The 23,043-nt window shown below is 68.4% G+C and carries 19 protein-coding genes and 1 other RNA gene; 16 read left to right on the forward strand and 4 right to left on the reverse strand.

What is annotated here, in order from left to right; genetic code table 11:
- The first annotated feature begins 1 nt into the window (after position 1).
- Together OXM57_11805 and OXM57_11810 are read left to right on the forward strand one after the other, a co-directional pair.
- Positions 2–1,345 carry a UDP-glucose/GDP-mannose dehydrogenase family protein gene (locus OXM57_11805; GenBank protein MDE0353364.1) on the forward strand — a complete coding sequence of 448 codons (1,344 nt, stop codon included), beginning with the start codon at positions 2–4 and terminating at the stop codon, positions 1,343–1,345.
- Positions 1,342–2,301, forward strand: coding sequence for a GDP-mannose 4,6-dehydratase (locus OXM57_11810; protein ID MDE0353365.1), 960 nt, complete (start codon positions 1,342–1,344; stop codon positions 2,299–2,301). Before OXM57_11805 ends, OXM57_11810 begins: the two co-directional genes overlap by 4 nt.
- 67 nt (positions 2,302–2,368) lie before the next feature.
- On the opposite strand, the gene cofE is transcribed toward OXM57_11810, so the two are convergent.
- The gene (gene cofE, locus OXM57_11815) at positions 2,369–3,070 is read right to left on the reverse strand and encodes a coenzyme F420-0:L-glutamate ligase (GenBank protein MDE0353366.1); all 702 of its coding nucleotides are present in this window, start codon (positions 3,068–3,070) and stop codon (positions 2,369–2,371) included.
- The gene (locus OXM57_11820; protein ID MDE0353367.1) at positions 3,067–4,002 is read right to left on the reverse strand and encodes a 2-phospho-L-lactate transferase CofD family protein; all 936 of its coding nucleotides are present in this window, start codon (positions 4,000–4,002) and stop codon (positions 3,067–3,069) included. The genes cofE and OXM57_11820 overlap by 4 nt, the downstream gene beginning before the upstream one ends.
- A gap of 63 nt (positions 4,003–4,065) precedes the next feature.
- On the opposite strand from OXM57_11820, the gene OXM57_11825 reads away from it, so the two are divergent.
- The 4 genes from OXM57_11825 to OXM57_11840 are packed head-to-tail and all read left to right on the forward strand — an operon-like array spanning position 4,066 to position 11,066.
- Positions 4,066–6,852, forward strand: coding sequence for a glycosyltransferase (locus OXM57_11825; GenBank protein MDE0353368.1), 2,787 nt, complete (start codon positions 4,066–4,068; stop codon positions 6,850–6,852).
- Positions 6,849–8,156 carry a DUF5719 family protein gene (locus OXM57_11830; GenBank protein ID MDE0353369.1) on the forward strand — a complete coding sequence of 436 codons (1,308 nt, stop codon included), beginning with the start codon at positions 6,849–6,851 and terminating at the stop codon, positions 8,154–8,156. Before OXM57_11825 ends, OXM57_11830 begins: the two co-directional genes overlap by 4 nt.
- A complete protein-coding gene (locus OXM57_11835; GenBank protein ID MDE0353370.1) occupies positions 8,149–8,529 on the forward strand; it encodes a hypothetical protein in 381 nt (126 codons plus the stop codon). The genes OXM57_11830 and OXM57_11835 overlap by 8 nt, the downstream gene beginning before the upstream one ends.
- Positions 8,526–11,066, forward strand: coding sequence for a hypothetical protein (locus OXM57_11840; protein MDE0353371.1), 2,541 nt, complete (start codon positions 8,526–8,528; stop codon positions 11,064–11,066). The genes OXM57_11835 and OXM57_11840 overlap by 4 nt, the downstream gene beginning before the upstream one ends.
- Positions 11,067–11,302: 236 nt before the next feature.
- Here OXM57_11840 and OXM57_11845 read toward each other — a convergent pair whose 3' ends face one another.
- On the reverse strand, positions 11,303–12,004 hold the full coding sequence (locus OXM57_11845) for a glycosyltransferase (protein ID MDE0353372.1): 702 nt from the start codon (positions 12,002–12,004) through the stop codon (positions 11,303–11,305).
- 143 nt (positions 12,005–12,147) lie between these two features.
- On the opposite strand from OXM57_11845, the gene manB reads away from it, so the two are divergent.
- From manB to secA, 4 genes are all read left to right on the forward strand, one after another.
- On the forward strand, positions 12,148–13,512 hold the full coding sequence (manB, locus tag OXM57_11850) for a phosphomannomutase/phosphoglucomutase (protein ID MDE0353373.1): 1,365 nt from the start codon (positions 12,148–12,150) through the stop codon (positions 13,510–13,512).
- Positions 13,513–13,646: 134 nt separating this feature from the next.
- Positions 13,647–14,186 carry a hypothetical protein gene (locus OXM57_11855; protein MDE0353374.1) on the forward strand — a complete coding sequence of 180 codons (540 nt, stop codon included), beginning with the start codon at positions 13,647–13,649 and terminating at the stop codon, positions 14,184–14,186.
- A 9-nt stretch (positions 14,187–14,195) separates the two neighbouring features.
- Complete coding sequence (gene raiA / locus OXM57_11860) at positions 14,196–14,747, forward strand: ribosome-associated translation inhibitor RaiA (protein MDE0353375.1); 552 nt, start codon at positions 14,196–14,198, stop codon at positions 14,745–14,747.
- A 146-nt stretch (positions 14,748–14,893) separates the two neighbouring features.
- Positions 14,894–17,545, forward strand: a complete 2,652-nt coding sequence (secA, locus tag OXM57_11865) for a preprotein translocase subunit SecA (protein MDE0353376.1) — start codon at positions 14,894–14,896, stop codon at positions 17,543–17,545.
- A gap of 38 nt (positions 17,546–17,583) precedes the next feature.
- Here secA and OXM57_11870 read toward each other — a convergent pair whose 3' ends face one another.
- Positions 17,584–17,910: a hypothetical protein gene (locus tag OXM57_11870; protein MDE0353377.1), complete on the reverse strand. Its 327-nt coding sequence runs from the start codon at positions 17,908–17,910 to the stop codon at positions 17,584–17,586.
- A 182-nt stretch (positions 17,911–18,092) separates the two neighbouring features.
- Here OXM57_11870 and prfB point away from each other — a divergent pair.
- The 6 genes from prfB (at position 18,093) to ssrA (ending at position 23,004) form a co-directional block, all read left to right on the forward strand.
- Positions 18,093–19,239 (forward strand): peptide chain release factor 2 gene (prfB, locus tag OXM57_11875; GenBank protein ID MDE0353378.1). Its coding sequence is split into 2 segments (ribosomal slippage): positions 18,093–18,164 and positions 18,166–19,239, totalling 1,146 coding nucleotides; the frame shifts between segments, so codons are not numbered across the junction.
- Positions 19,240–19,315: 76 nt separating this feature from the next.
- Positions 19,316–20,008, forward strand: a complete 693-nt coding sequence (gene ftsE / locus OXM57_11880; protein ID MDE0353379.1) for a cell division ATP-binding protein FtsE — start codon at positions 19,316–19,318, stop codon at positions 20,006–20,008.
- The gene (locus OXM57_11885; GenBank protein MDE0353380.1) at positions 20,005–20,877 is read left to right on the forward strand and encodes a permease-like cell division protein FtsX; all 873 of its coding nucleotides are present in this window, start codon (positions 20,005–20,007) and stop codon (positions 20,875–20,877) included. The genes ftsE and OXM57_11885 overlap by 4 nt, the downstream gene beginning before the upstream one ends.
- A gap of 2 nt (positions 20,878–20,879) precedes the next feature.
- On the forward strand, positions 20,880–22,085 hold the full coding sequence (locus OXM57_11890; GenBank protein MDE0353381.1) for a peptidoglycan DD-metalloendopeptidase family protein: 1,206 nt from the start codon (positions 20,880–20,882) through the stop codon (positions 22,083–22,085).
- A 31-nt stretch (positions 22,086–22,116) separates the two neighbouring features.
- Positions 22,117–22,596: an SsrA-binding protein SmpB gene (smpB, locus tag OXM57_11895; GenBank protein ID MDE0353382.1), complete on the forward strand. Its 480-nt coding sequence runs from the start codon at positions 22,117–22,119 to the stop codon at positions 22,594–22,596.
- A 51-nt stretch (positions 22,597–22,647) separates the two neighbouring features.
- Positions 22,648–23,004, forward strand: a transfer-messenger RNA (tmRNA) gene (ssrA, locus tag OXM57_11900).
- Positions 23,005–23,043: the final 39 nt, after the last annotated feature.

The raw sequence follows: 23,043 nt of genomic DNA on the forward strand, positions 1-23,043 counted from the left end.
TGTGAGCCGTCCGGGTCTGGACGACGGGGAGGCGCCGGCACGGGCGACTAACCCGTACGGGATGCGGATAGGGGTGATCGGGGCCGGCTACGTCGGTCTGGTACAGGCCGGAGGACTGGTTCGGCTTGGCCATGAAGTTCGGCTGGGGGAGCGCGATGAGGCCCGACTCGATGCCCTCCGGGCCGGATGGGTTCCCGTCTACGAGCCGGGCCTGGCCGCCCTCCTGTCCGAGGGCCGGGCTACGGGGCGGCTCAGCTTCCACGCCTCCAACCGGGAGGCGGCGAAGGGCGCGTCGGTGGTTTTCATCGCCCTGCCCACTCCCTCGGACGAGGGCGGAGCGGTCGACACTTCCATCCTGGACCGCGCCATCGCCGATGTGGCAGCCTCGTTGCGGGCCGGCTCGGTCCTGGTCATCAAGTCCACGGTTCCGGTGGGTACGGTCCGGCGGATCTCGCAGATGCCTGCCATCGCGGAACGGGATGTCAGGGTGGTGTCCAATCCCGAGTTCCTCCGGGAAGGCTCGGCGGTCGACGACTTTCTGGACCCGGACCGGATCGTCATCGGCTCGGCCGACCCCCAGGCAGCGGAAATACTCGCATCAGGTGTGTACGGCGACCTTCCGGGAGAGCGGGTCGTGGTCGATCCCGCCTCGGCGGAGATGATCAAGTACGCCGCCAACGCCTATCTGGCGACCCGGGTCAGCTTCGTGAACTCGATCGCCAACCTGTGCGAGGAGGTAGGCGCCGACGCGGCTGCCGTGCTCCGGGGAATGGGCCGCGACCACCGGATCGGCCCCCACTACCTCGCCCCGGGACCCGGTTACGGAGGATCCTGCCTGCCGAAGGACACGCGGGCGCTGGGGGCGATGGCAGCACGGCACGGGTACGACTTCCGGTTGCTCCGGGCTGTGATGGAGGTCAACGACGAGCAGAGGCGGCGGATCGTAGGCAAGGTGGCGTCCGCCGTGGGTGGGACGTTGTCCGGCGCCACGGTGGGTCTGTGGGGTCTGGCGTTCAAGGCGGGGACGGACGACGTCAGGGAGTCGCCGGCTGCCGATCTCGCCCTGAGGCTGACCGCGGCAGGCGCCGCCGTCCGTGCCTACGACCCGCGTGCCTCTCTGTCGATGACGGGGATGGAACTGGTGGCGGATCCCCTGGCGGCGGCGAAGGGGGCCGATGTCTTGCTGGTGGCGACCGAGTGGCCCCAGTTCCTGGAGGTCGACCCGGTAGCCGTCAAGGAGGTGATGCGGGGTTCGGTGGTCGTGGATGCCCGCAACCTTCTGGATGCGGAGGCGGTCAGAGCCGCGGGGCTCTCTTATCGGGGCGTGGGTGCGGGCCGGTCATGATCTGGACCCGGGATCCCACCCGAGGGCGAGCCCTCGTAACCGGGGGTGCGGGCTTTCTTGGATCGAGCCTGGTCTACCGCCTGATCTCCGATGGCTGGTCGATCCTGGTGGTGGATGACCTTTCGTCAGGCCGCCTGTCCCGCCTGGCCGACGCCCGCCGGTTCGGAAAGGTGAGCATCCACCAGATGGACATCCGCTCCGAGCACCTGGCGGCCGCGGTCGCCAAGTTCGCTCCCGACCGGATCTTCCATCTGGCCGCCCAGACGTCGGTGGCGGTGTCCGTGGCCGATCCCGGCCTGGATGCGGACATCAATATCTCCGGTACCCTCAACCTGCTGGAGGCGGCTCGGTTGGCCGGCATGCCGCGCCTGGTGTTCGTCTCCACCGGGGGCGCCATCTACGGCCCGGAGGCCCCGCTTCCCACACCCGAGGACACGCCCAAGTTTCCGGCGTCGCCCTACGGCCTCTCCAAGCTGGTGGCCGAGCAATACCTGGACCTGTGGAAGCGGATTCGAGGGCTGGACCACGCGGTCGTCCGTCCGGCCAACGTCTACGGGCCGCGGCAGGACTCCTCGGGTGAGGGTGGGGTAGTGGCGATCTTCGCCAGGGCCTGCATGGACAGGACCCGCCCGACCATCTTCGGAACCGGCGATGACACCAGGGACTACGTGTTTGTCGAGGACGTGGTGGATGCGCTGGTGCTGGCAGGGGACAAGGGAGGGGGAGGTGTCTACAACATCGGAACCGGCGTGGAGACCAGCACCCTGGAGGTATTCAGGGCGGTGGCTCGACAAGCCCGCTTCGGTGGCGGAGCGAACCACGGACCCCCGCGGGCCGGAGACGTTCCCCGTTCCGCCCTCGAGTGCAGCCGGGCACGCAGAGAGCTGGACTGGAGACCCCGAACCTCCTTCGAGGAGGGCATCGAGGCCACCGTCTCCTGGTTTGCCACGAATTAGTTGTTAGGTACTAGTTGCTAGTTGCCAAATAATGTTATACGACACTGACCACTGACCGGAGCGTGTGCTAGCGGAACATGTCCTGGCCGGGGTCCCGCACCAGGTCGGCGCTCGATCCCTCACCCGCCGGGTAATCCGCTCCCCGGATGATGGCGGCGGGGATGCCCTTGGCCTTGCCCATCACCAGGTCGGCTGCCGCGGCCAACTCGTCCGCCAGCGCCACTTCAGTCACTTCGAGGGTGTTGCCGTAGGTGTCGGTCGTTCCCCGGTAGTCCACCACGGCGGGAATGCCGGCGACGCCGATCGCCACATCGGTGAGGCCGTGACGCCACGCCCTTCCGAACGTGTCGGTGATGATCACCCCGACCGTCACCCCGAGGGCCTGCCGGAGACGGGCACGGATCCGCCGGGCTGACCTGTCCGGAGCGATGGGGAGGAGTACCGCCGAGCCGGGGCGCACGTTGGACTTGTCGACCCCGGCGTTGGCGCACACGAACCCGTGATGCGTCTCGGTGATCACCAGTTCGTCGCGGCGCCGGAGGATGGCCGACGCCTCCCGTTCGATCAGCCGGAGGCGGGCCTCCGGGTCGTCGCCGATGTCCTCGATACGACCCTCGGCCTTCGAGACCAGCTTGTGCGTGACCACCAGCACGTCCCCGTCCGCAGGTTCCAGCCGGGACGCCGCCAGTCCTCCGATGAGCAGCCCGGCTACGTCATCACCGGGCTCGGCCTCGGGAATGCCCTCCACGGGGATGATCGAGATGCTCATGTATCGAGTCCCAGCAGGCCGATCATCCGCCGGGCCAACCCGATCGCCTGTTCCACCCCCGCGATGCGGGTGGGTCCGGCATGGACCGACAACCCCGAGCGGGAGAGGGCGGGCACGTCGGCCTGGTCGGCACTGTCGATGAAGAAGTCCTGTATCAGGCCCGGATAGGCCGCCGCCACCCCGGCGTTCCCCGGCGGGAATCCCAGCGAGGTCAACACGCGGTCGGCCGGTCCCTTGAGCGCCCGGCCTCCGAACAGCGGGCTGACCGCCATCACCCGGCGGGCTCCTCTTACCGCGGCCGCGATCTCCCGGACCGCCAGGATGGGCCAGACGGACAGGGGAGGGTTGGAGGGTGCGATGACCACCGCGTCGGCGCCTGCGATCGCCTCGACGACGCCGGGGGCGGGCCGGGCCGTGGACTCGCCGACGAACCTCACCTCGGTGACCTCGTCGCGGTGGCCGCGCAGCACGAAGTACTCCTGGAACGCCATCCAGTGGCCCGGGCCGGTCAGCACCTCGGTCCGGAGCCGGTCGTCAGTGGCGGGGATGACCGTCGAGCGCACTCCCATCATTCCCGCCAGGTCGGCCGTGATGGCGTGGAGCGGATCGCCGTCCCGAAGCCGCAGCGTCCGGTAGAGGTTGAGGGCGGCGTCGGCGTCCCCGATCCGGAAACGGGTGTCGACCCCGAAACGCGCCAGATGGTCCATCAGCACCATGGTGTCACCGGCTCGACCCCAACCGGCGGGTCCTTCCTGCCCGGTCAGCGTGTAGAGCACCGTGTCTACGTCAGGGGACACCGACCACCCGTAGAACGTGTCGTCATCACCCACATTCACCACCACCGTGGACTCGACATCCTCGAGGTGCTCGAAGCCCCGGGCCAGCCGGGCGCCCCCGACTCCACCGGACAGGAGCGCGACACGACGGGTCACAGGCCCGGGGTCGGGGTGGCGGTTATTGTCTTGTGGCTCGTTCCGTAACACAATGGGGTTTCCATGACCCAACCCTCTACTCCGTCACCGAAGCCGCGCGTCCTAGCGCTGGTGGTGGCCCGCAGGGGGGACGAGATCACCGACGTGCTGGAAAGCATCGAGTCCCAAGTCTACGAGGTCGAGGAGGTGGTGGTCATCGCCGAGCGGCGGCCGGATGTCGCACGAGAGACGGCCGGGCCCAGGACGGCCCGGCGGCTGTCGGAGGCTCTCGACGCAGTTGACGGTCCGGTGGACTACCTGTGGATGTTGGACTCCCGTACCACCGCCCGACCCGACGCCCTGGCCGCGCTGATCGACGCCGCCGAGAGCCTGGAGGCCTCCGTGGTGGGCTCGAAGGTCCTCGACACCGACTATCCCGACCGGCTGCTCTCCGTGGGCGGGCCCACCGATGTGTTCGGGTTCCCGTCCACGGGCCTGGAGACCGGGGAGATCGATCAGGAGCAGTTCGACGTCATCCGGGACGTGGCCTTCCTGGAGCCGGCTTCGCTACTCGTCAGGAGGGACCTGGCCGAAGGTCTGGGAGGGTTGGATCACTCCCTGCCGTACCTCTCCTTCGGCCTGGACATCTGCCAGAGGGCACGGGTGGTGGGCGGACGGGTAGTGGTGACCCCGGGCTCGGAGGTCTTCAGCCGGGCCAGTGGCGCCCAGCGGCCCACAACCTGGCGGGAGCAGGCCGGGCGGCTTCGGATCATGCTCAAGACGTACTCCGCGGTGACCCTCGCTTGGGCCCTACCCGCCCTGTTCCTGGTGGGTCTGGCTACCTGGCTCTTCCGGCTCGGGAAAGGCTTCATCACCGGACCGGTGGACTGGGTTCGCACCTGGGCCTGGAACCTGCTCTACCTGCCCTCGACCCTGGCGGCGCGGCAGCGCGCCCCGACCACTTCCATGGAGTCCGACGCCGAGCTGTTCCGCTTCCAGGTCCGCGGCTCGCTGGAGTTGCGCGAGATCGCGGCCGAACTGGGCGCCCTGCTCGGCGCCGGCGCCGAGGAGGAGGAGCCGGACGATCGCGCCCCGCCGGCCTTCTGGCAGAGACCGGATGTGATAACGACAGTGCTGGGGGTGGCGCTGGTACTGGTGTTCACCCGCTCCATCATCGCAGAGGGACTGCCGGCGACCGGATACCTGCTGCCGCTGGCCGAATCGGCCTGGGAAACCCTCCGCGCCTATGCCGGGGGATGGCATCCGGGCGGGTTGGGCAGTCCCGAGCCCATGCATCCTTCGATCGGCGCCACCGCCGCCATCCAGCTACTTCTGGGCGGCCGCGGCGGGGCCGCCGGCATTCTCACGGTGGTCGCGGTCGCGTCGGGTGTGGCCGGCATGGTGGCTCTGATCCGCAGGCTCGGCCTCAGCCGCGGGGCGCGCCTGGTGGCCGGGGCGGTGTTCGTAGCCGGGTTCCCGGTGCTGTGGCTGGCCGGGGATGGCTACTGGCCCGGCCTCCTGGCGCTCGGCGGGCTCCCCTGGTCGTTGCTCGGGGTGGTCGGGCCGGACCCGGAGACCGTTCCGGGCTGGACGGGGCGTCTCGCCAGGGTGGGTCTCGCCACCGCCGCCTCGGCCGTCTTCGTCCCGCTTTCGATAGTGATAACCATGCTGTTCGGGCTGGTTTGGGCGTCAATGGCGCGGCTCATCCGTCCCCTGGTCATCGGCGCGGCCGGGTCGGTGCTCGCTCTCCCCGTGCTGCTGCCGTGGTTGAGCGGGCGCGGGATAGCGGGGGTGCTGGAGACGGGCGCGCCCTTCCACCCCGATCCATCCTGGTGGGTGGCTGTTCCGGTGCTGGTGGCGGGCGCTGCGGCCATGGTGGTTGCCCGCGGCCGGCCGCTGTCGGTGGCCGCTACGGGTGCGGTGATCGGATCGGTCGGCTTTCTCGTGGCGCGGGCCGGCTCTGCGGGCGCGGGCCAGGAAGTCACGGTCGCGGGCCTGATCGCCACGGCTGCCGGAACGGCGCTGGTCGTGGCCGGTGCCCTGGACGCGCCGGCCTCGCTCGGTATCGACGTCTCGCTGCCGCGGACCGCGACCGCTTACGCGGCCATGGTGGCCGCCATCGTGGTCGGACTGACCTCGCTGGTCGCGGCGCCGGCCGGCCGCATGGGGCTGCCCGACGACCGGTTCGGCACTCTCGCGTTCGCCTCCAGCCGGGCGGAGGCCCACGGTCCCGACCGGGTGCTGTTGACCGGGCCGCCGGAAACCCTTCCGGGACAGCATCGGGTGCTTCCGGATGGCACGCCCTACCGCCTTATCGGCGGCGTCCTGGACTATCCACAGGCCTGGCTCCCCGAAGCCCGCCTGGGAGATGCTGCCCTCGAGGAAACCCTGGTCGGGTTGGTGGCCGGGGAGGAGCTTCGCCCCGGAGAGCTGCTGGCGCGGTTCGGCATCCGCTGGGTGGCGGTCACAGGTCCCAGCCCGATAGCTGACGCCATGAGCGCGCAGCTGGATATGCGGCCGCTCGCCGGCCTCTTCGTGGGGGACTCCGGCGGGGTGTGGGAGAACGATGTGCCCGCCTACCGGGCGGTGACCGATGGTGGGGAGGCGTGGTCGTGGACGGCGCCCGACTACGAGGGCCGCCAGGCCGGAGGCTCGGTCCGGATCGCGGAGAACGCCGACCACCGATGGGGCCCGGGCGCCTGGCAACAGGACGGCTGGGCCAACCGCGTGCCGGCGGAGGCGGGGGTCGCCGCCTTCGGAGGGGTGGGTTCGTTCCGGTTCCAGGCACGGGCGGCAGGCGTCGTGGTGATCGTGCTGGCGGGCCTGTCGCTGGTGCGGACCAGGCGTGAGGCCGGGGACCGACCGGTATGACCCGCATAATCGGCTTGGCCGTGGCCGCCCTCGCCGTCGTGGTGGCGACCATGCAACCGGCCCCCGGGCCGCCGGTACCGGCCGTGGAGACGACCAACCGTGCAGAGGCGCCGACCGGCAGGGCATCCCACTTCGCCCACTGTCCCTGGTCGCGTTCCGACAGCCTCCGGAGTTCGGCCTACAGCGTGCTGGGGGAGGGACCGGCGGGCTTCGACCTCTCCTTCCTCGAGGGCGGTTCGGTGGACGACAGGTTGTCGGGCCGGACCGACGCGAACGCGGCGGCCAGGGTCGAGAACCCGCGTCCGGTCGGCGCCAGCTCCGCGATGGTCGAGTTCTCCGGGAACGTGGGCTCGGTCGGCGTGGTGACCACAGGTGAGAGTCTGCTGGCGGGTGACCTGTGCTCGGGGAGGATTCCGGACTCCTGGCACTTGCCGGGAGGCTCCACGCTGGAGGGTGAGAGCCTGGTCCTCCGCCTCTTCAACCCCTTCACCGCCGACGCCCGGGTCGATCTCTGGGCATTCAGCGAGTTGGGCATCGAGGCCGGAGAAGCTCTGGAGGGATTGGCGGTTCCGGCCCGGCGCACGCGGGTAGTGGCCTTCGAGGAGTTGCTGCCCGGCCGGGAGTCGCTGTCGGTGATAGTCCGCCCGGTCGTGGGTTCGGTCATCCCGGCGATGGTGCTCGACACCGGCACGGACGTAGCGGTCTGGCCCGGCTCGGACGCAGGCGACGGATGGGAGTTCCCGGTAGCGGGCGCGGTCGGGCTCCGGAGTGACCTGGTCCTGACCAACGAGGCCTCCATCCCGGTCAACTTCCTGCTCGAGGCATTCGACGAGTCCGGGGCGCGGTTACCCACCCAGGTGGGCCGTATCGAGGGGCCCGGGCAGGCGCGGGTGTCTTTGGACGGGTTGAGTTCCTCCGGGTTCGGGGTGCGGGTGACCGGCGACGGACCCTTCGGCGCGGTCATCGTGGCTCGCTCGGAGACCGGCGTGGCCGCAACCGTCGGGGCTCGGACCACGGCAACCGGATGGCTGGTGCCGGGCCCGGGGGTGGTCGCATCCGGGAGCCGGCTCAGGTTCCTCAACGCCGGGGTTACCGAGTTGACCGCCACCTACCGCACGCTCACTCCCGAGGGAAGGACCCGTGCCAATGTGATCGGGATTCCCCCCAACTCGGTCCGCACCGTCCACATTGCCGCCCCGGAGGTCGCGGGTGTCCGGGTCACCGCCGACGGCCCGCTGACGGTGGGGTGGCTGGCGACCGTGTCCGGCCGGGCGATGTTCTCGGGGGCGATCCCGAGTGGCTGAGGGCTTCGTGGTTCGACTACTGGTGGTCCTGGCGGCGGTGGGAGCGGTGGCAGCGGTGGCCGCTTTCCGTCCGAGACGGCCCCGGACTCCGCTCTCAGTGGAAGGGAACCTCGACGGCCCCGGCGTCTACCTGTTCACCGCCGCCGGGTGTGATGCATGCGATGAGGCCCGGCTGGTCTACAGCAAGGTGCTGGGTGAGTCGGGTTTCATCGAGCGGAGCTGGGAGGAGCATTCCGACCTGCTGGCCCGGGTCGGGGTGGCCGACCTACCGTCGGGCGCGGTGGTGGGCGCCGACGGTAGGCAAGTGGCCTCGTTCGCACAGGTACCGAAGCCGCCGGCACTCCGGTGGGCGGTCCGGAAGATGAGGGCATGACCGGGATCGCCGATCCGGCCGGGCCGATCGAAGACGAGGTCGGATCGCAGGGATGGTCCACCCGGACCTCGGCCATCCTGGTGGCCATGGTCTCGCTGGCGACCCTCGTGGCGGTGGCCCCCCACCTGCTGCTGGTCGCCAACACTCCTACGGGCGGCGACATGGGTGCTCACGTACTCGGCCCCGCCTACCTGCGGGACGTCCTGCTCCCGTCGGGCCGGATCATGGGCTGGTCGAACCACTGGTTCGCCGGGTTCCCGATCTTCTACTTCTACTTTCCCCTTCCGTCGCTGGTGATCGTGGTCCTCGACCTGGCGCTCCCCTACGGGGTGGCGTTCAAGACGGTGACGGTCGTGGGGCTGGTGGCGCTTGCACCGGCCACGTATTTCTTCGTCCGGTCGATGGGTTTCGCCCGTCCGGTTGCCGCGGTCGCCGCGGCGGCGGGAGGCGTCTACGCCTTCATGGAGACCCCCACCCCCAACATCTTCGGCGGCACCATCGCCTCCAGCCTGGCCGGGGAGTTCTCCTATTCATGGTCGTTCGCCTTCTCCCTGGTCTACCTGGGCTGCCTGCTCAGGGCAGTGCACGACGATCGCAAGTACTTCATGGGAGCGGCCGCCGCGCTGGCCGGAACGGCTCTCTGCCACGTGATCCCGACCATGGGCGTGGTGTTCGCATCGCTGTTCGTGCTGGTGGGTTCGCTGTTCGTGGTGGTGGGTCGCTCAGGATGGTGGGAGCGTCTCAGGACCGCCGCCGGCCGGCAGCGAGCGGAGGGGGGTCTGTCCTCGCTGGTCGTGCCGGGAACCTGGGCGGTGGGTTTCATGCTGGCTGCGTTCTGGGCGTTGCCGCTGGTGATCCGGCTGCGGTACACGACGGAGATGGACTGGCAGCCCTTGGCGGGATTCGACGAACTGGTTCCGGTGGAACTGTGGCCGGTGGCCATTCTGGGCGTGATCGGGTTGGTGGTCGCGTTGCGGAGGACCGGGCGGGCCCTGGCGCCGGCTGCCCTGACGCTGGTGCCGATCCCGGCTTTCTTCCTGCTCGGCCAGGGAGCCAAGCTGTGGAACGGCCGTGCCCTTCCGCACTGGTTCTACGGTCTGCACCTATTCGCCGGCATCGCAGTCGGTCTGCTGGCGGTGGCGGCCTGCCGCCGGCTCCCGGAGCGAACGCCCACCTGGTGGATACAGACCGGGATCGTGGCCGCCGTCCTGGTGCTGGTGTTCGGGGCCGCCATCGGGCAACCTGTCTGGGACCTCGAGAACCCGGCCGGTTGGGTCGGGACGTTGCGACTGGAGCCGCTGGTCGAGCGGATCTCTGGTCCCGACATGCTGGTGGGGGCCGCGGGGGTCCTCCTGCTGTGGCTGGTGGGACGGCGGGCGCCGCCCGCCACCCGGACGGTCCTTCCGGTCCTGGCGTCCGTGGCGATCACGGGAGTCATCTTCGTGGGCGTGGTCACCGAGGAGAACTACGTGGGCGCCTGGGCGCGCTGGAACTACCTCGGCTACGAGGGTAAGGCGACCTGGCCCGAGTACGAGGGTGTGATGTCGGCAGTCGGCGACCTGCCGCCTGGCCGGGTCCAATGGGAGGCCAACAGCGAGCTCAACAAGTACGGGACGCCCATGGCGCCGATGCTGTTCCCCTACTGGACCGAGGGCACCCACCCCTCGATGGAAGGCCTCTACTTCGAGTCCTCGGTCACTACCCCCTTCCATTTCCTGAACGCGTCCGAGTTGAGCAGTTCCCCCTCCAACCCGATTCCCGGGCTGGCCTACCACAACCGGGACATCGACCGGGGCGCCGTGCACATGGGCCTCTTCAACGTGTCCTACTACGTGGCGTACACCGACACGGCCAAGGACAGGGCCGACCGGCATCAGGACTTCACCTTCGTGGCGGACTCGCCCCCGTTCCGAATCTACTCGCTTCCCGAAAGCTCGCTGGTGGAAGCGGCGGTCAACCAGCCCTGGGTGTTCGAGGAGTCCGGCTCGGGGCTCCTCAACTCCCTCGTGACCACCTTCACCGACGACACCGATCCGCACTTCGTGGACGTGGCCCTCGATTGGTACGAGGACATATCCCTCGTGGACCAGTGGATCGTGGCGGACGGTCCCGGGCACTGGGAGCGGATCACTCCCGAGCTGGAGGGCGCCACCGTCCCGATCGTCACCGACTCGGGGGTCGAGGTCTCCGATGTGGTGCTGGAGGACCACCGCGTGGCGTTCACGACCACCGGCGTGGGGACTCCCCACCTGATCAAGGTCTCCTACTTCCCCAACTGGACGGCCTACGGTGCGGAGGGCCCGTGGCGGGCCACCCCGGCCTTCATGGTGGTGGTGCCGACCGATCGCGAGGTCGAACTGCGCTTCGAGAACACCTGGGTGGAGATAGTGGGGCTGGGTTTGACCCTCGCCGGTGCGGTCATGCTGGCCATCTGGCTGGTCGCTCTCGTACGCCGGCGGATGGTTCCCGCCTCGCCTACGCCCGAAGGACTCCGCGACCCCGCCCTGCGGGGCACCGGCCGATCCGGATACGGCTGATGACTGGTTCCTAGTCCCTAGTTGGTAGTTGCTAGTTTAATTGTTAGTTATTAGTTCCTAGCTGTTAGTCATTGTGTGCGTATCAGTCGAGGTTGCCGCTGTTACCCCCCGCTTGCTCGTTTCGAGTGTCTCGCCTCAGCGCGATATGAAGCGCCGGCAGCTCAGGAACACTGGAACGGTCTAATCTAAGACAAACTATCGGAAATAACTAGTGACTAGCAACTATCGACTAGGAACTAATCATCCAGGCTGCGGCGCAGCGCGATCAGTCCCCGGAGGGTGCGCGGGACCCGGCGGAGTAGCGAGGAGCGGGCTTCCCTCATCTCCTCCACGGTGATCGGAACCTCGATGATGCGGTGCCCGGCTCGCTCGGCCCGTAGCACCAGCTCGGTGTCGAACAGATCCTTGGTCAGGCGCACTCGCGGGAGGAGCGCCTGGACCACCGGCGCGTGGAGCGCCTTGATGCCGTGGGTGTCGCTCAGCCCGGATCCGACCACGGCCCGCAGCGCCAGGTTGAACACCCGGGTGGCCAGGCGGCGTATCCACGGTCGCCGGTCCCGGGAACCGGGGTCGCGCTTCGAGGCGATCACCACATCGGCCGAACCGTCGAGCTCCGCGACCCTTCTCAGGAATTCTTCGGAGTGGTAGTCGATGTCGAACACCACCAGCCATCCCAGGTCCCCGGCCGATTCCATCCCGGTGCGGATGGCGAGCCCGTAGTCGGCGCCGTCGATCTGTATCACGTCCAGGCGGGGATCGGAGGCCGCTTCGGACAACGCTTCGGCATGGGTGGCGTCGGTCGATCCGTTCTCGACCAGGATGATCCGGTACCGGGGCGTCACTGCCTCCACCTGGCGTCGGATCCGGGCCAGGGCGGGCCCCATGAAGCCGGCCTCGTTGTGGACCGGGATGATGATGGTGATCTGCGGTGCGGTCATGTTCGTTACCGGGGGCGAGTGTAGGATCGGACTCGGCGACCGCCGCAAATGCCTCACTCCACGCCGACCGGAGGAGGCTGCGTGGTATGGCCGCCCGAGCACGCCAGGCTGGCACGCGGACAGACCAGTAGTCGGGATATCTCGTGGGAAGCCCTGACCCAGACCCTTTCGACCGTATCTTTCTGGCCTACGACGTCCGGGGTCGGGTGGATAGGGGGGATCTCGACGAGGAGATCGTCGAACGCATCGGGGTGGGCTTCGCTCGGGTCACCGGCGCGTCGACCGTAGCCCTGGGACGCGACTGCCGGCCTTCATCGGAGTCGTTGGCGGCGGCGTTCGCGGAGGGCGTCCTGTCGCAGGGGTGCAATGTGACCGACCTGGGCCTGGTCCCCACCGAGGTGGTCTACTACCACTCGGGCCTGCACGGGGTTCCCGCCGCCGTCGTCACCGCGTCCCACAACCCGGCCGGTTACAACGGTCTCAAGTTCTGCCATCGCGGGGCGGCGCCGATCGGGTCGGGCTCGGGATTGGAACGGATCCGGGATGTGGCCCGCTCGTGGACCGGGGACTACCGGCGGCAGGCCAGAGGCGGGCTGACCCGGCAGGACGCCCTGCCCGGTTACCTGGAGCACGTGTTCGGAATCGTCGATCCAGGGGGCGTCGGGGCGCTCCGGGTGGCCGTGGACGGCGGGAACGGGATGGCCGGGCTCGTGGTCGACCCGCTCTTCCGGCGATTGCCCTCGGCCACCTTGATGGGGCACTACCTGGAGCCGGACGGCTCATTTCCGCACCATCCGGCCGACCCCCTGAACCCCGACAACCTCACCGACCTGGTCCGCCTCGTGCGCGAGCAGGAGGCCGACGTGGGAGTGGCCTTCGACGGGGACGGTGATCGGGCGGTGTTCGTGGACGAGCAGGGCGTTCCTCTTCCCGGGAGCACCGCCACCGCCATCATCGCAGGCTGGTTCCTGGCCCGGCGACCGGGCGCCCGGATCGTCCACAACCTGATCTGCTCGAGGAGCGTGGCCGAGGCCATCCGGTCCGCCGGGGGAGTGCCGGTCCGGACCCGGGTGGGTCATTCGTTCATCAAGGCGGTCATGGCGGAGCAGGATGCGGCCTTCGGGGGTGAGCACTCGGGCCACTACTACTTCGGTGACAACTACGGGGCGGACAGCGCGACCCTGGCCATGCTGGTGTTGCTGACCGTCCTGACCGAGGCCGGCGTCCCGCTGTCGGAGTTGAGGCGCGGCTACGAGCCGTACGCCTTGTCGGGGGAGATCAATACCGCGGTGAGCGACCCGGCGGCAGCCATCCGGGCGGTGGCGGCCGCCTTCGCCGGCGCCTCTGTGGACCATCTCGACGGGCTGACGGTCGATCTGGGCGACAGTTGGTTCAACGTCCGTCCCTCCAACACCGAACCGCTGCTCCGTCTCAACGCCGAAGCACCCGATCCGGGGTCGCTGAGCGAACTCGTGGAAAGGGTGCAACGGGTGATCGACTCTGCCTGACATCCGCGCTCGGTCGTCGACGGGGCAGATTGTCACACGGTCCGGATACAACACAAGGCATGGTGTGTGTGGTGTGCGGGTGGTGGAACCCACCGGCAGGAACTCCCTGGAGGGATCCGGCGGGGCGGTCGGCGGTGTGCCCCGCCTGCCAGGCGTCCCTGCAGCCCGGCGGCGAGGTAAGGCTCCCGTCAGGCGTGCTGGTGCGCTCGCTGCTGGTTCACGAAGGCCCGATCCGCAAGGCCGTCCACGCCATGAAGTACCGCGGAGCCGACCGGGTCGCCTCGGGCCTCGCTCCTCTCATGGCCGATCTCCTTCCTACCGGCGCGACCGCCGTGGTGCCGGTACCCAGGTCGCTGCCCCGCCGGGCCAGGTTCGGTACCGACCCCGGAAGGGCGCTCGCCACGGCCCTTGCCCGGACAGCCGTGCTACCCGTGGCCGACGTGCTGCGCGCCCCCCTGCTCCACAGGAGCCAGATCCGGTCCAGGCGCCGCGGTGGCCTGCGGTTTCGGTCGGTGGCGCGGCCGCCCGGGGGAGCGGTGCTGGTGGACGATGTGCTAACCACCGGCGCCACCCTCAGCGCCGCGGCCGCAGCCTGCCGGGGCGCCGTCACCGCGGCGATCACCCTCACCCGCTCCCGATCGGGTGGAGGCGGTAGACCGCGCATGAGTCACTAATATCAGCTCATGGAGGTCCGGATACGCGGGCGGGGAATCCGGTTGACGGATGAGACCCGTGCCCATGCAGCAGGGCGGGTCAGCCGGGCGGCCAAGTTCTTCGACCGGCTGCGCGATGTCGATGTGAACGTCACCAGGGTCAACAGCCACGACAGCGACCACCGCTTCCGGGCCGAGCTGTCCGCTCGTGCGGCCGGCCAGGTGGTCAGGGCGACGGGCGAGGGCGACACCGTAAGCCGTTCCATCGACACCGCATCCGAGCACTTCGAACGCCGGTTGCGCCGGCTCTCGCAGAAGCTCAGCGACCGCCGCCGCCACCGGCCGAGGCCCGAAGTTCACGCGGTCGGTCGGCGCGGGCGGTCCGAGCGACCCGATGACCGGCAGACCTCCATCTCCCGGGTGCGGCGGTCGGTCGGCAAGCCGATGACTCCCGAGGAGGCGGTCATCGTCATGGAGGAAACGGGCGAGACTGTGGTCCTCTTCTCCAACGTCGAGACGGGGGAACTCAACGTCATCCACCGGTCAAGGGGCGGGTGGCTGGAGTTGATCGAGCCCGCCTAGCCGGACCGCACCAACCTCGTGCACAGGGCCGGTGGCGCTATGGCCCGGGGTAGGGGTTCACAGACGCTCCGGCGGCGGATAGCATGACCCCGGCGGGTCGTGACTGACGTGTCCTGCTGCCCGATACACACGAGAAACGGTGAATCATGTCGCTACTCGGCAAGGTGCTGCGTGCCGGCGAGTCCAAGAACCTGAAGACCCTCGAGGCCCTGGCGGCGCGGGTCAACCAGATGGAGCCCCTGCTGGAGGAGCTCGACGATTCCGCGCTCACCGGCAAGACTGCCGAGTTCCGGAGGCGTCTCGACTCCGGAGAAGCGCTGGACGACCTGGAGGTCGAGGCCTTCGCCACGGTCAGGGAGGCCGCCAAGCGGACGCTCGGCCAGCGGCATTACGACGTGCAGGTGGTGGGCGCAGGCGCTCTCCACCGGGGCATGATCGCCGAGATGCGGACCGGGGAGGGCAAGACGCTCGTCTCCACCATGCCGGTCTACTTGAACGCCCTCGGCGGGGCCGGCGTGCATGTCGTCACCGTCAACGACTACCTGGCCGCCCGCGATGCCGAGTGGATGGGGGGCATCTACCGGATGCTGGGCCTCACCGTGGGTCTCATCCAGGCAGGCGACGATCCCGCCTCGCGCAAGCCCGCCTACGAGGCCGACGTCACCTACGGCACCAACAACGAGTTCGGATTCGATTACCTGCGCGACAACATGGCCATGTCCATGCAGCTGCGCGTGCAGCGCGGCCATCGTTTCGGCATCGTCGACGAGGTGGACTCGATCCTGGTCGACGAGGCGCGGACCCCGCTCATCATCTCCGGGAAGGTCGGCGACAACGCCCGCTGGTACCGGGAGTTCGCCCGGCTCGTGCGGGGTCTCCGCGAAGGCGCCCACTACGAAGTCGACTACGGCAAGCGGCAGGTGCTGACTACGGAGGAAGGCGTGGCCCAGGTCGAGCGCATGCTGGGCGTGGAGAACATGTACGACCATGCCGCGGTCGACTTCGTTCACCATCTCGAGCAGGCTCTGCGGGCCAAGGCGCTCTACCACCGCGATGTCGAGTATCTGGTGTCGCATGGCCAGGTGCTGATCGTCGACGAGTTCACCGGCCGCGTTCTCGAGGGCCGGCGCTATTCGGAAGGGCTCCACCAGGCCATCGAGGCCAAGGAGGGGGTGCGGATCAAGGAGGAGAACCAGACCCTGGCGGCGATCACCCTCCAGAACTACTTCCGCCTCTACGACAAGCTCGCCGGGATGACCGGTACTGCCATGACCGAGGCTTCCGAGTTCTCGCAGATCTACGGGTTGGAGGTCATGGAGGTCCCCACCCATGTCTCGGTGGCGAGGGTCGACCAGCCCGACGTGATCTACAAGACCGAGGACGCCAAGTACCAGGCGCTGGCTCAGGACATCGAGGAGCGTCACCGGGAGGGCCAACCGGTGCTGGTGGGCACAGTCTCGATCGAGAAGTCCGAACGGGTGGCGAGGTTGCTGGCCAGACGGGGAATATCCCATGAGGTCCTCAACGCCAAGCACCACGCCCGGGAGGCCGAGATAATCGCCCAGGCCGGTCGTCCCGGGGCGGTCACGGTGGCCACCAACATGGCCGGCCGCGGCGTGGACATCCAACTGGGCGGCAACCCGGAGGGTCTGGCCCGGGCCGCCATGCGGAAGCGACCGGACCTGACGCCGGGTACTCCACCGTGGGAGAAGGAGTACCGCCAACTTCTCGATACTCATCAGGCCGCGACGGACGGGACCCGGCGACAGGTACTGGAGGCCGGTGGGCTCTACGTGCTCGGGACGGAGCGCCACGAGAGCCGCCGGATCGACAACCAGCTCCGGGGACGGTCGGGCCGCCAGGGCGATCCGGGGGAGTCCCGCTTCTACCTGTCCCTCGGCGATGACCTGATGAGGAGGTTCGCCAGCGAGCGGGTCAGCACCATCATGGAGCGCCTCAGGATGCCCGACGAGGTCCCGATCGAGGCGAAGATGGTCAGCAAGGCCGTGGAGCGGGCCCAGTCACAGGTCGAATCGCAGAACTTCGAGATCCGGAAGAACGTCCTCAAGTACGACGAGGTCATGAACCGCCAGCGTGAGGTGATCTACGAGTGGCGGGACGGCATCCTTCGCACCCGGCAGAGCCGGGACCTGGTGGTGGGATGGGTGGAGGAGTCGATCGAGGCCACAGTGCGGGCCGGTCTGCCGGAGGACGTGCCGCCGTCCGAGTGGGACTGGGACGGACTGTTCAGGGAGCTCCAGGTCATGTACTCGTCCGAGCTATCACCCCGTGACCTGGCGGGGGCAGCCAGATCGGTCGACGAGGTGGTCGAGGCGGTTGCCGATGACGCCGTCCGCCGGTTCGAGGAGCGGGAGACCGAACTGACGCCCGAGGTGATGCGCCGCATCGAGCAGGGCCTCGCCCTGTCGATCATCGACAACAAGTGGCGGGACCACCTGTCGGAGATGGACTACCTGCGGGCCGGGATCGGCCTGAGGGCGATGGGCCAGCGGGATCCCCTGACCGAGTACCGCCGAGAGGGTTACGAGATGTTCAGCTACCTGGTCGACTCCGTGAAGCGGGACACCGCCCGCTATCTCTACCGGGTCGAGGTGGCGGAGGCTCGGCGCCGGGCGCAACCGCGAGCCGGCGTCACCACGGGTCCGGGGCCGCGGCGACCCCGCCGGGCCAAGTCGGCCAAGGTGGGACGCAACGCCCCGTGTCCGTGCGGGTCGGGAGTCAAGGCCAAGCGGTGCTCCAAGACGCCCGACTGCATGGCGGCCGCCCGCGCTCGATAGGAATCAGCGCGTGACGCGCCGCTGATGGCGTCCGAGAATCACGAAGTCGGATCCGGAGGCGCCGGTTCCGGCCAATCCTCGATGCAGCGTTCTGCCAGGGGTACCGGGTGGACGGCCCTGGTCAGGTCGCTGGGGGATAGGAACACGCTGGCTGGGATCTTCGGATCGAAGGATCGTAGGTAGTCTGCGCCGCCCTCGTCGAGCCGCTGCCAGGCGCCGGACCAGGCGTACCCGGTGGGACCCACTATGTGGCGGGTCGCCGTGAAGATGTCGCGGGGGAGATGGCGGGCCCCCTCGCGCCGGGCCGCCCACTCGGCCATGGCGGCTCTGCACTTCCTGGTGATCGCGGCAAGGAGTCGGCCCATACGGGGATTCTATCCGGACAGCGTCTCCTAATACGGACGCACGTCGCGCCTCGACCGGTTCCGGAGTCGGCCGGCTCGCCCGGATTCTCGATGTCCCCGCACGCCGGTCGAGAAGCCGGCTCCCGACATTCACAACACGAATCCCAAGTCCGGGAAGAATTAGGGCTAACCTCTCGACCGTCATGGACCGCACCGACCCCCGCCCTCTCATCGACGACCTGCGCGCCCGCCTCTCGGACGCCCGGAGGTTCCTTTGATGTCGATTCCAAGCTCGCCGACCTGGTCGAGCTGAGGGCGCAGGTCTCCCTTCCCGACCTCTGGGACGACCCTGACCGAGCCACCCGCCTGACCCGCCGGCTGGGCCGGTTCGAGCGCCTGGTGAACAGGGTGGAGGCCATGGAGAACGACCTGGACGACGCGGACATCCTCGTCGACCTGGCCCGCGAGGAGGGCGACGCCGCCACCCTCGACGAGGTGGCTCGCGACCTTGACGCCACCGAACGGCGGATCGCGGTTCTCGAGGAGGAGTCGCTCTACTTCGGCGAGTACGACGACCATGCCGCCATCCTCAGCGTGCACGCCGGCGCCGGAGGCGTGGACGCCCAGGACTGGGCGGAGATGATGGTCCGCATGTACGTCCGCTACCTGACCGAACTCGGCTTCGAACACGAGATCGACGACCTCCAGTCGGGCGAGGAGGCGGGTATCAAGTCGGCCACCCTCACTGCCGAGGGAGAGCATGCCTATGCCGTGCTGGAAGCCGAGCGCGGTGTTCATCGCCTGGTGCGCATATCACCCTTCGACTCCAACTCCCGCCGCCACACCTCCTTCGCCGGGGTGGATGTGGTGCCGCTGGTGGAGGACGCCGCCGTCGAGATCAGTCCGGATGACCTGCGGATCGACACCTACCGCTCGCAGGGCGCCGGTGGCCAGCACGTGAACACCACCGACTCGGCGGTCCGGCTCACCCATCTGCCGACAGGCATCGTGGTGGCCTGCCAGGCGGAGCGTTCCCAGCTCCAGAACCGGGCCAGGGCCATGGCCCTGCTCAGGGCGAAGCTGGCCGAGTTGGCCCGTGTCCGCCAGCAAGAGGAACTGGACCAGATTCGCGGGGAGCAGACCGAGGCTGCCTGGGGGCGCCAGATCCGTTCCTACGTCCTCCAGCCCTACCAGCAGGTGAAGGACCTCCGCACAGGGCTGGAGGTGGGCAACGTCCAGGGCGTACTGGACGGCGGTCTCGGACGGCTCACCGAGTCCTACCTGCACTGGCGCCGGGCCAACCGGGAGCGGCAGGATCGGAGGGAGGCCGGGGTTCGCGCCTCCTCCTAAACCCTTTGAGTAGTGGGGGCCCGTTGGTAGTCTCAGCATCCCGTACGCTTCCGGACTCGGTGGGACAGGGACGTTCATGATCCGACTGCAAAATGTTGCCAAGGTCTACGACGGTGGGGTGGTGGCAGTCCAGGAAGTGAGCATGGACGTTCGCAAGGGGGAGTTCGTCTTTCTGGTGGGTCCGTCCGGCTCGGGCAAGTCCACGCTGATCCGGATGTGCCTGCGCGAGGAGAAGGTGACCCGGGGCAAGATCTGGGTGGCCGGCAAGGACATCACCAAGCTCCCCACCTGGCGGGTTCCGTACCTCCGCCGCACAGTCGGAACCATCTTCCAGGACTTCAAGCTGCTTCCCAACAAGACCGTGGCGGAGAACGTGGCCTTCGCTCTCAAGGTCACCGGCTGCCCGCGCTCCATCGTGCGCCGGCAGGTGAACACGGTGCTGGAACTCGTGGGCCTGTCGGCCAAGACCGACCGATACCCGCGGCAGCTGTCCGGAGGGGAGCAGCAACGGGTGTCCATCGCCCGGGCCTTCGTCAACCGGCCGCCGATCCTGCTGGCCGATGAGCCGACCGGCAACCTCGACCCGGCCACCTCGGTGGGCATCATGAGGCTGCTCGACCGGATCAACCGCACCGGGACGACAGTGATGATGGCCACCCACGACTTCGCCATCGTGGACGCGATGCGCCGCCGGGTGGTCCAGCTCGACCGGGGACGGGTGGTCCGGGACCAGGGCGAATCGGGCTACGAGTCGTCCGAAGAGACGTGAGCACTTTTCTCTTTCTGATCGGCGAGGCCTTCGTCAATCTGCGCCGCAATGCCCTGGTGGCGACCGGTGCCGTCGTGGCCGTGTTCGTGTCCCTGGCCTTGGCGTTCGGCGCGCTGGTGTTCAACGAACTGGTGCGGGTCAACACGCTGCAATGGCAGGAGGGAGACCACCTGATCATCTTCCTCAAGGACGAGGGCGGTCCGGTGGCCCACAGCGAGCTCCTGGCTCAGATCAACGACTACCCGGAGGTTAAGAACGCCTGGTACATGGACAAGGCAGGCGCCTACCAGGAGTTCCTCGAGATATACAGCGACCAGCCGGCGCTGGCCGCGACGGTGACGGCGGCCGATCTTCCCGCCTCGATCCGGGTGGAGCTCGAGGACATCTCGACCTACCAGGAGGTCCAGTTCCGGTTGGTGGGTCACCCGCTCCTCAGGCGCCTTTCGGTGTTCAGCGAGGGGATTGAGCGGCTGCTCAGCCTCACCGGAGTGCTCAACTCCATCGGCTTCGGCCTGGTGGTGCTCATGGGTGCGTCAGCCGTGGTCCTGATCGCCAACACCATCCGCATGGCCATCTACGCCCGCCGGGAGGAGATCGCCATCATGAAGCTGGTCGGCGCCGGCAACTGGTTCATACGCGTCCCGTTCATCATCGAAGGCGCCACGGTCGGCCTGCTGGGAGGTGGGCTGGCGGCGGCGGCGGTGTTCGCGAGTCACAACCTGCTGGAGCGGATCCCGACCGACATTCTGATCCGCTTCCAGGTTGACCAGGGGTTCCTGCTGAGCCGGGCCATCCTGATCCTTGCCTTCGGCGGTCTGGCGGGATTCATCGGGAGCAGCCTCGGGCTGAGACGCTTCCTGAGGGTATGACCGTGCGCCGGCTGGGGCTGGTCGGGGGAATGGTGGTGGCCGTGCTGGGGGTCTTTGCGGCCGCGCCGACGCTGGTCGAGGCCCAGAACGAGGAGCAGCGTCTCGACCAGGTCGAGCGACAGATGGCCGAACTGGAGCGCTTGATCGAGAGCGCGGAGGTGGAGCGCACGGCTTACGTGGAGCAGATCGAGGAAACGGAAGCCCGCATGGAGGAGTTGAGGGTTCGGCTCTGGGCGGCGGAGGACCAGTTGACCTCGGCGGACGCGGCGGTGGCGGTAAGCCGGGATGCCTTCACGGGCCTCAGCCGCCGGGTCAGGCTCATGGACGCCGAACTGGCCAAGACCAGGCTGGATCAGCGGGTCACCGGGGAGTCCCTCCGGGAGCGAACGGTCGAGATGTACATGAGCAGCGCGACCGGGATCAACTCCCTGTTCGCGGGCGCCTGGGATCCGGAGTCCAATTCGATCAGGCTCGAGTATTCGCGCCGCCTGCTGGAGGACACGGAGTTGCTGCTGCATTCGCTCGAGATCCTGGAGCGTCAGGAGGTGACCCGCCAGGAGGAACTGGTCCGGGAACAGGAGCGCGAGGCGGAACTGCTCACCCGGCTGGAGGCGGAGCAGGCCCTGGCCGAGCAGTATCGAGCGGAGGTGGCGTCGGCGCGGGAGCAACTCGGCGAGGAGTTGATTAGGCAGGAGGAGCTGCTCGCCGAGGTGATCGGCGAGATCGAGGACCATGAGGATCACGTGGCTGCCCTCGAGGCCGAGTCCAAGAGGATCGAGCTCGAGATCCTCCGGCGCCAGGTCCGGGAGGGGCGGGCGCCGGGCGTGCTGGCCTGGCCGGTGGGCGGCGCGCTCACCTCACCCTACGGGTGGCGCATCCATCCCATATTCGGCGATCGCCGCCTGCACACCGGTATCGACCTGCGAGGCAGCACCGGGGAGCCCATCCACGCCGCCGCCAACGGCACGGTGATCCTGGCGGGGACTTGGGGAGGTTACGGGCGGACCGTGGTGGTGGACCACGGCGGGGGCCTGTCGACGCTCTATGCCCATGCGTCCCGGATTGCGGCGAGCGAGGGCGAGGAGGTGCTGGCGGGCGAGGTGGTGGCGTATGTCGGATGCACCGGTTTTTGCACCGGCCCCCACCTGCACTTCGAGGTGCGGGAAGTGGGTAGCCCGGTGGATCCGATGCTCTACCTCCCACGCTGATGGCCTGCCTGAAGCAACTCGGAGAGAGGTCGTGAAGCAGGAGAAGAAGAACCGGGGTTCGGTTATCGCCGCCAACCGCCGAGCGCGGTTCGACTACGTGTTCGACGAGGAGTACGAGGCGGGCATCGTGCTGACCGGCTCCGAAGTCAAGAGCCTGCGAGCGGGCCAGGTCCAGTTGCGAGAGGCCTACGGCCTGGTACGGCGGGGCGAGGTGTGGCTGGTTGGGATGCATATCGCTCCCTACGAGATGGCCCGGCACGGCGGCCACGAGGCCAAGCGGGAGCGCAAGCTGCTCCTCCACAGCCGGGAGATCGACCGGATCAACAGTCGCGTCCAGGAGCGGGGTCTCACCATCGTGCCGATCAGGATGTACTGGAAGAACGGGCGGGTCAAGGTGCTGATCGGCATCGGCCGGGGGTCCCGCCGATACGACAAGCGGCAGAAACTGAAGGCTCGTGAGATGGAGAGGGAGGCCCGCCGGGCCATGTCGGATCGGGGCCGGTCGAGGTGAGCAAGGCCGCTTGTCACGGGACGGGTGTAGACTGATCGAACAATCTCCATTGGGGGTGAACAGGTTTCGACGTCGGTAGTAGAGGTGCCGGAAGCGAGCCGAGGTCACCGGAGTCCTCGTTAAACAGCCGGTAACAACCATAAGTGCCAAGCCAAACCTTGCACTGGCTGCCTAGAGAAAGGTAGCCCGTCCCCCGGAGGGGTTCCTGCCCCCTTCGGAGTGGGCGTCGCTTAGCAGGATGGACTCTCCGGGATGCCCGGACCGGAGGGTCGAGATCAATCCGGGTGTAGGGCGGACGGTCACTCGCCGATGGAGTCCGACCGCCTGAAGGCTCGCCATCGGCTGCGCTCGGAGAGGCCGCCACCGAAGTACCGACGGACCGGGGTTCGATTCCCCGCACCTCCACCTTTATTTGCTATTTATTCCCTGGTCAGAGCCATGTTTGGA

The sequence above is a fragment of the bacterium genome (assembly GCA_028820935.1).
GTDB lineage: Bacteria > Actinomycetota > Acidimicrobiia > Spongiisociales > Spongiisociaceae > Spongiisocius.

What these genes read in the sequence shown, in the direction of transcription:
- OXM57_11810 (MDE0353365.1), top strand. Translation starts at nt 1,342, where the DNA reads ATGATCTGGACCCGGGATCCCACCCGAGGGCGAGCCCTCGTAACCGGG.
- cofE (MDE0353366.1), bottom strand. Translation starts at nt 3,070, where the DNA reads ATGAGCATCTCGATCATCCCCGTGGAGGGCATTCCCGAGGCCGAGCCC.
- OXM57_11825 (MDE0353368.1), top strand. Translation starts at nt 4,066, where the DNA reads ATGACCCAACCCTCTACTCCGTCACCGAAGCCGCGCGTCCTAGCGCTG.
- OXM57_11830 (MDE0353369.1), top strand. Translation starts at nt 6,849, where the DNA reads ATGACCCGCATAATCGGCTTGGCCGTGGCCGCCCTCGCCGTCGTGGTG.
- OXM57_11840 (MDE0353371.1), top strand. Translation starts at nt 8,526, where the DNA reads ATGACCGGGATCGCCGATCCGGCCGGGCCGATCGAAGACGAGGTCGGA.
- OXM57_11845 (MDE0353372.1), bottom strand. Translation starts at nt 12,004, where the DNA reads ATGACCGCACCGCAGATCACCATCATCATCCCGGTCCACAACGAGGCC.
- raiA (MDE0353375.1), top strand. Translation starts at nt 14,196, where the DNA reads ATGGAGGTCCGGATACGCGGGCGGGGAATCCGGTTGACGGATGAGACC.
- secA (MDE0353376.1), top strand. Translation starts at nt 14,894, where the DNA reads ATGTCGCTACTCGGCAAGGTGCTGCGTGCCGGCGAGTCCAAGAACCTG.
- OXM57_11870 (MDE0353377.1), bottom strand. Translation starts at nt 17,910, where the DNA reads ATGGGCCGACTCCTTGCCGCGATCACCAGGAAGTGCAGAGCCGCCATG.
- ftsE (MDE0353379.1), top strand. Translation starts at nt 19,316, where the DNA reads ATGATCCGACTGCAAAATGTTGCCAAGGTCTACGACGGTGGGGTGGTG.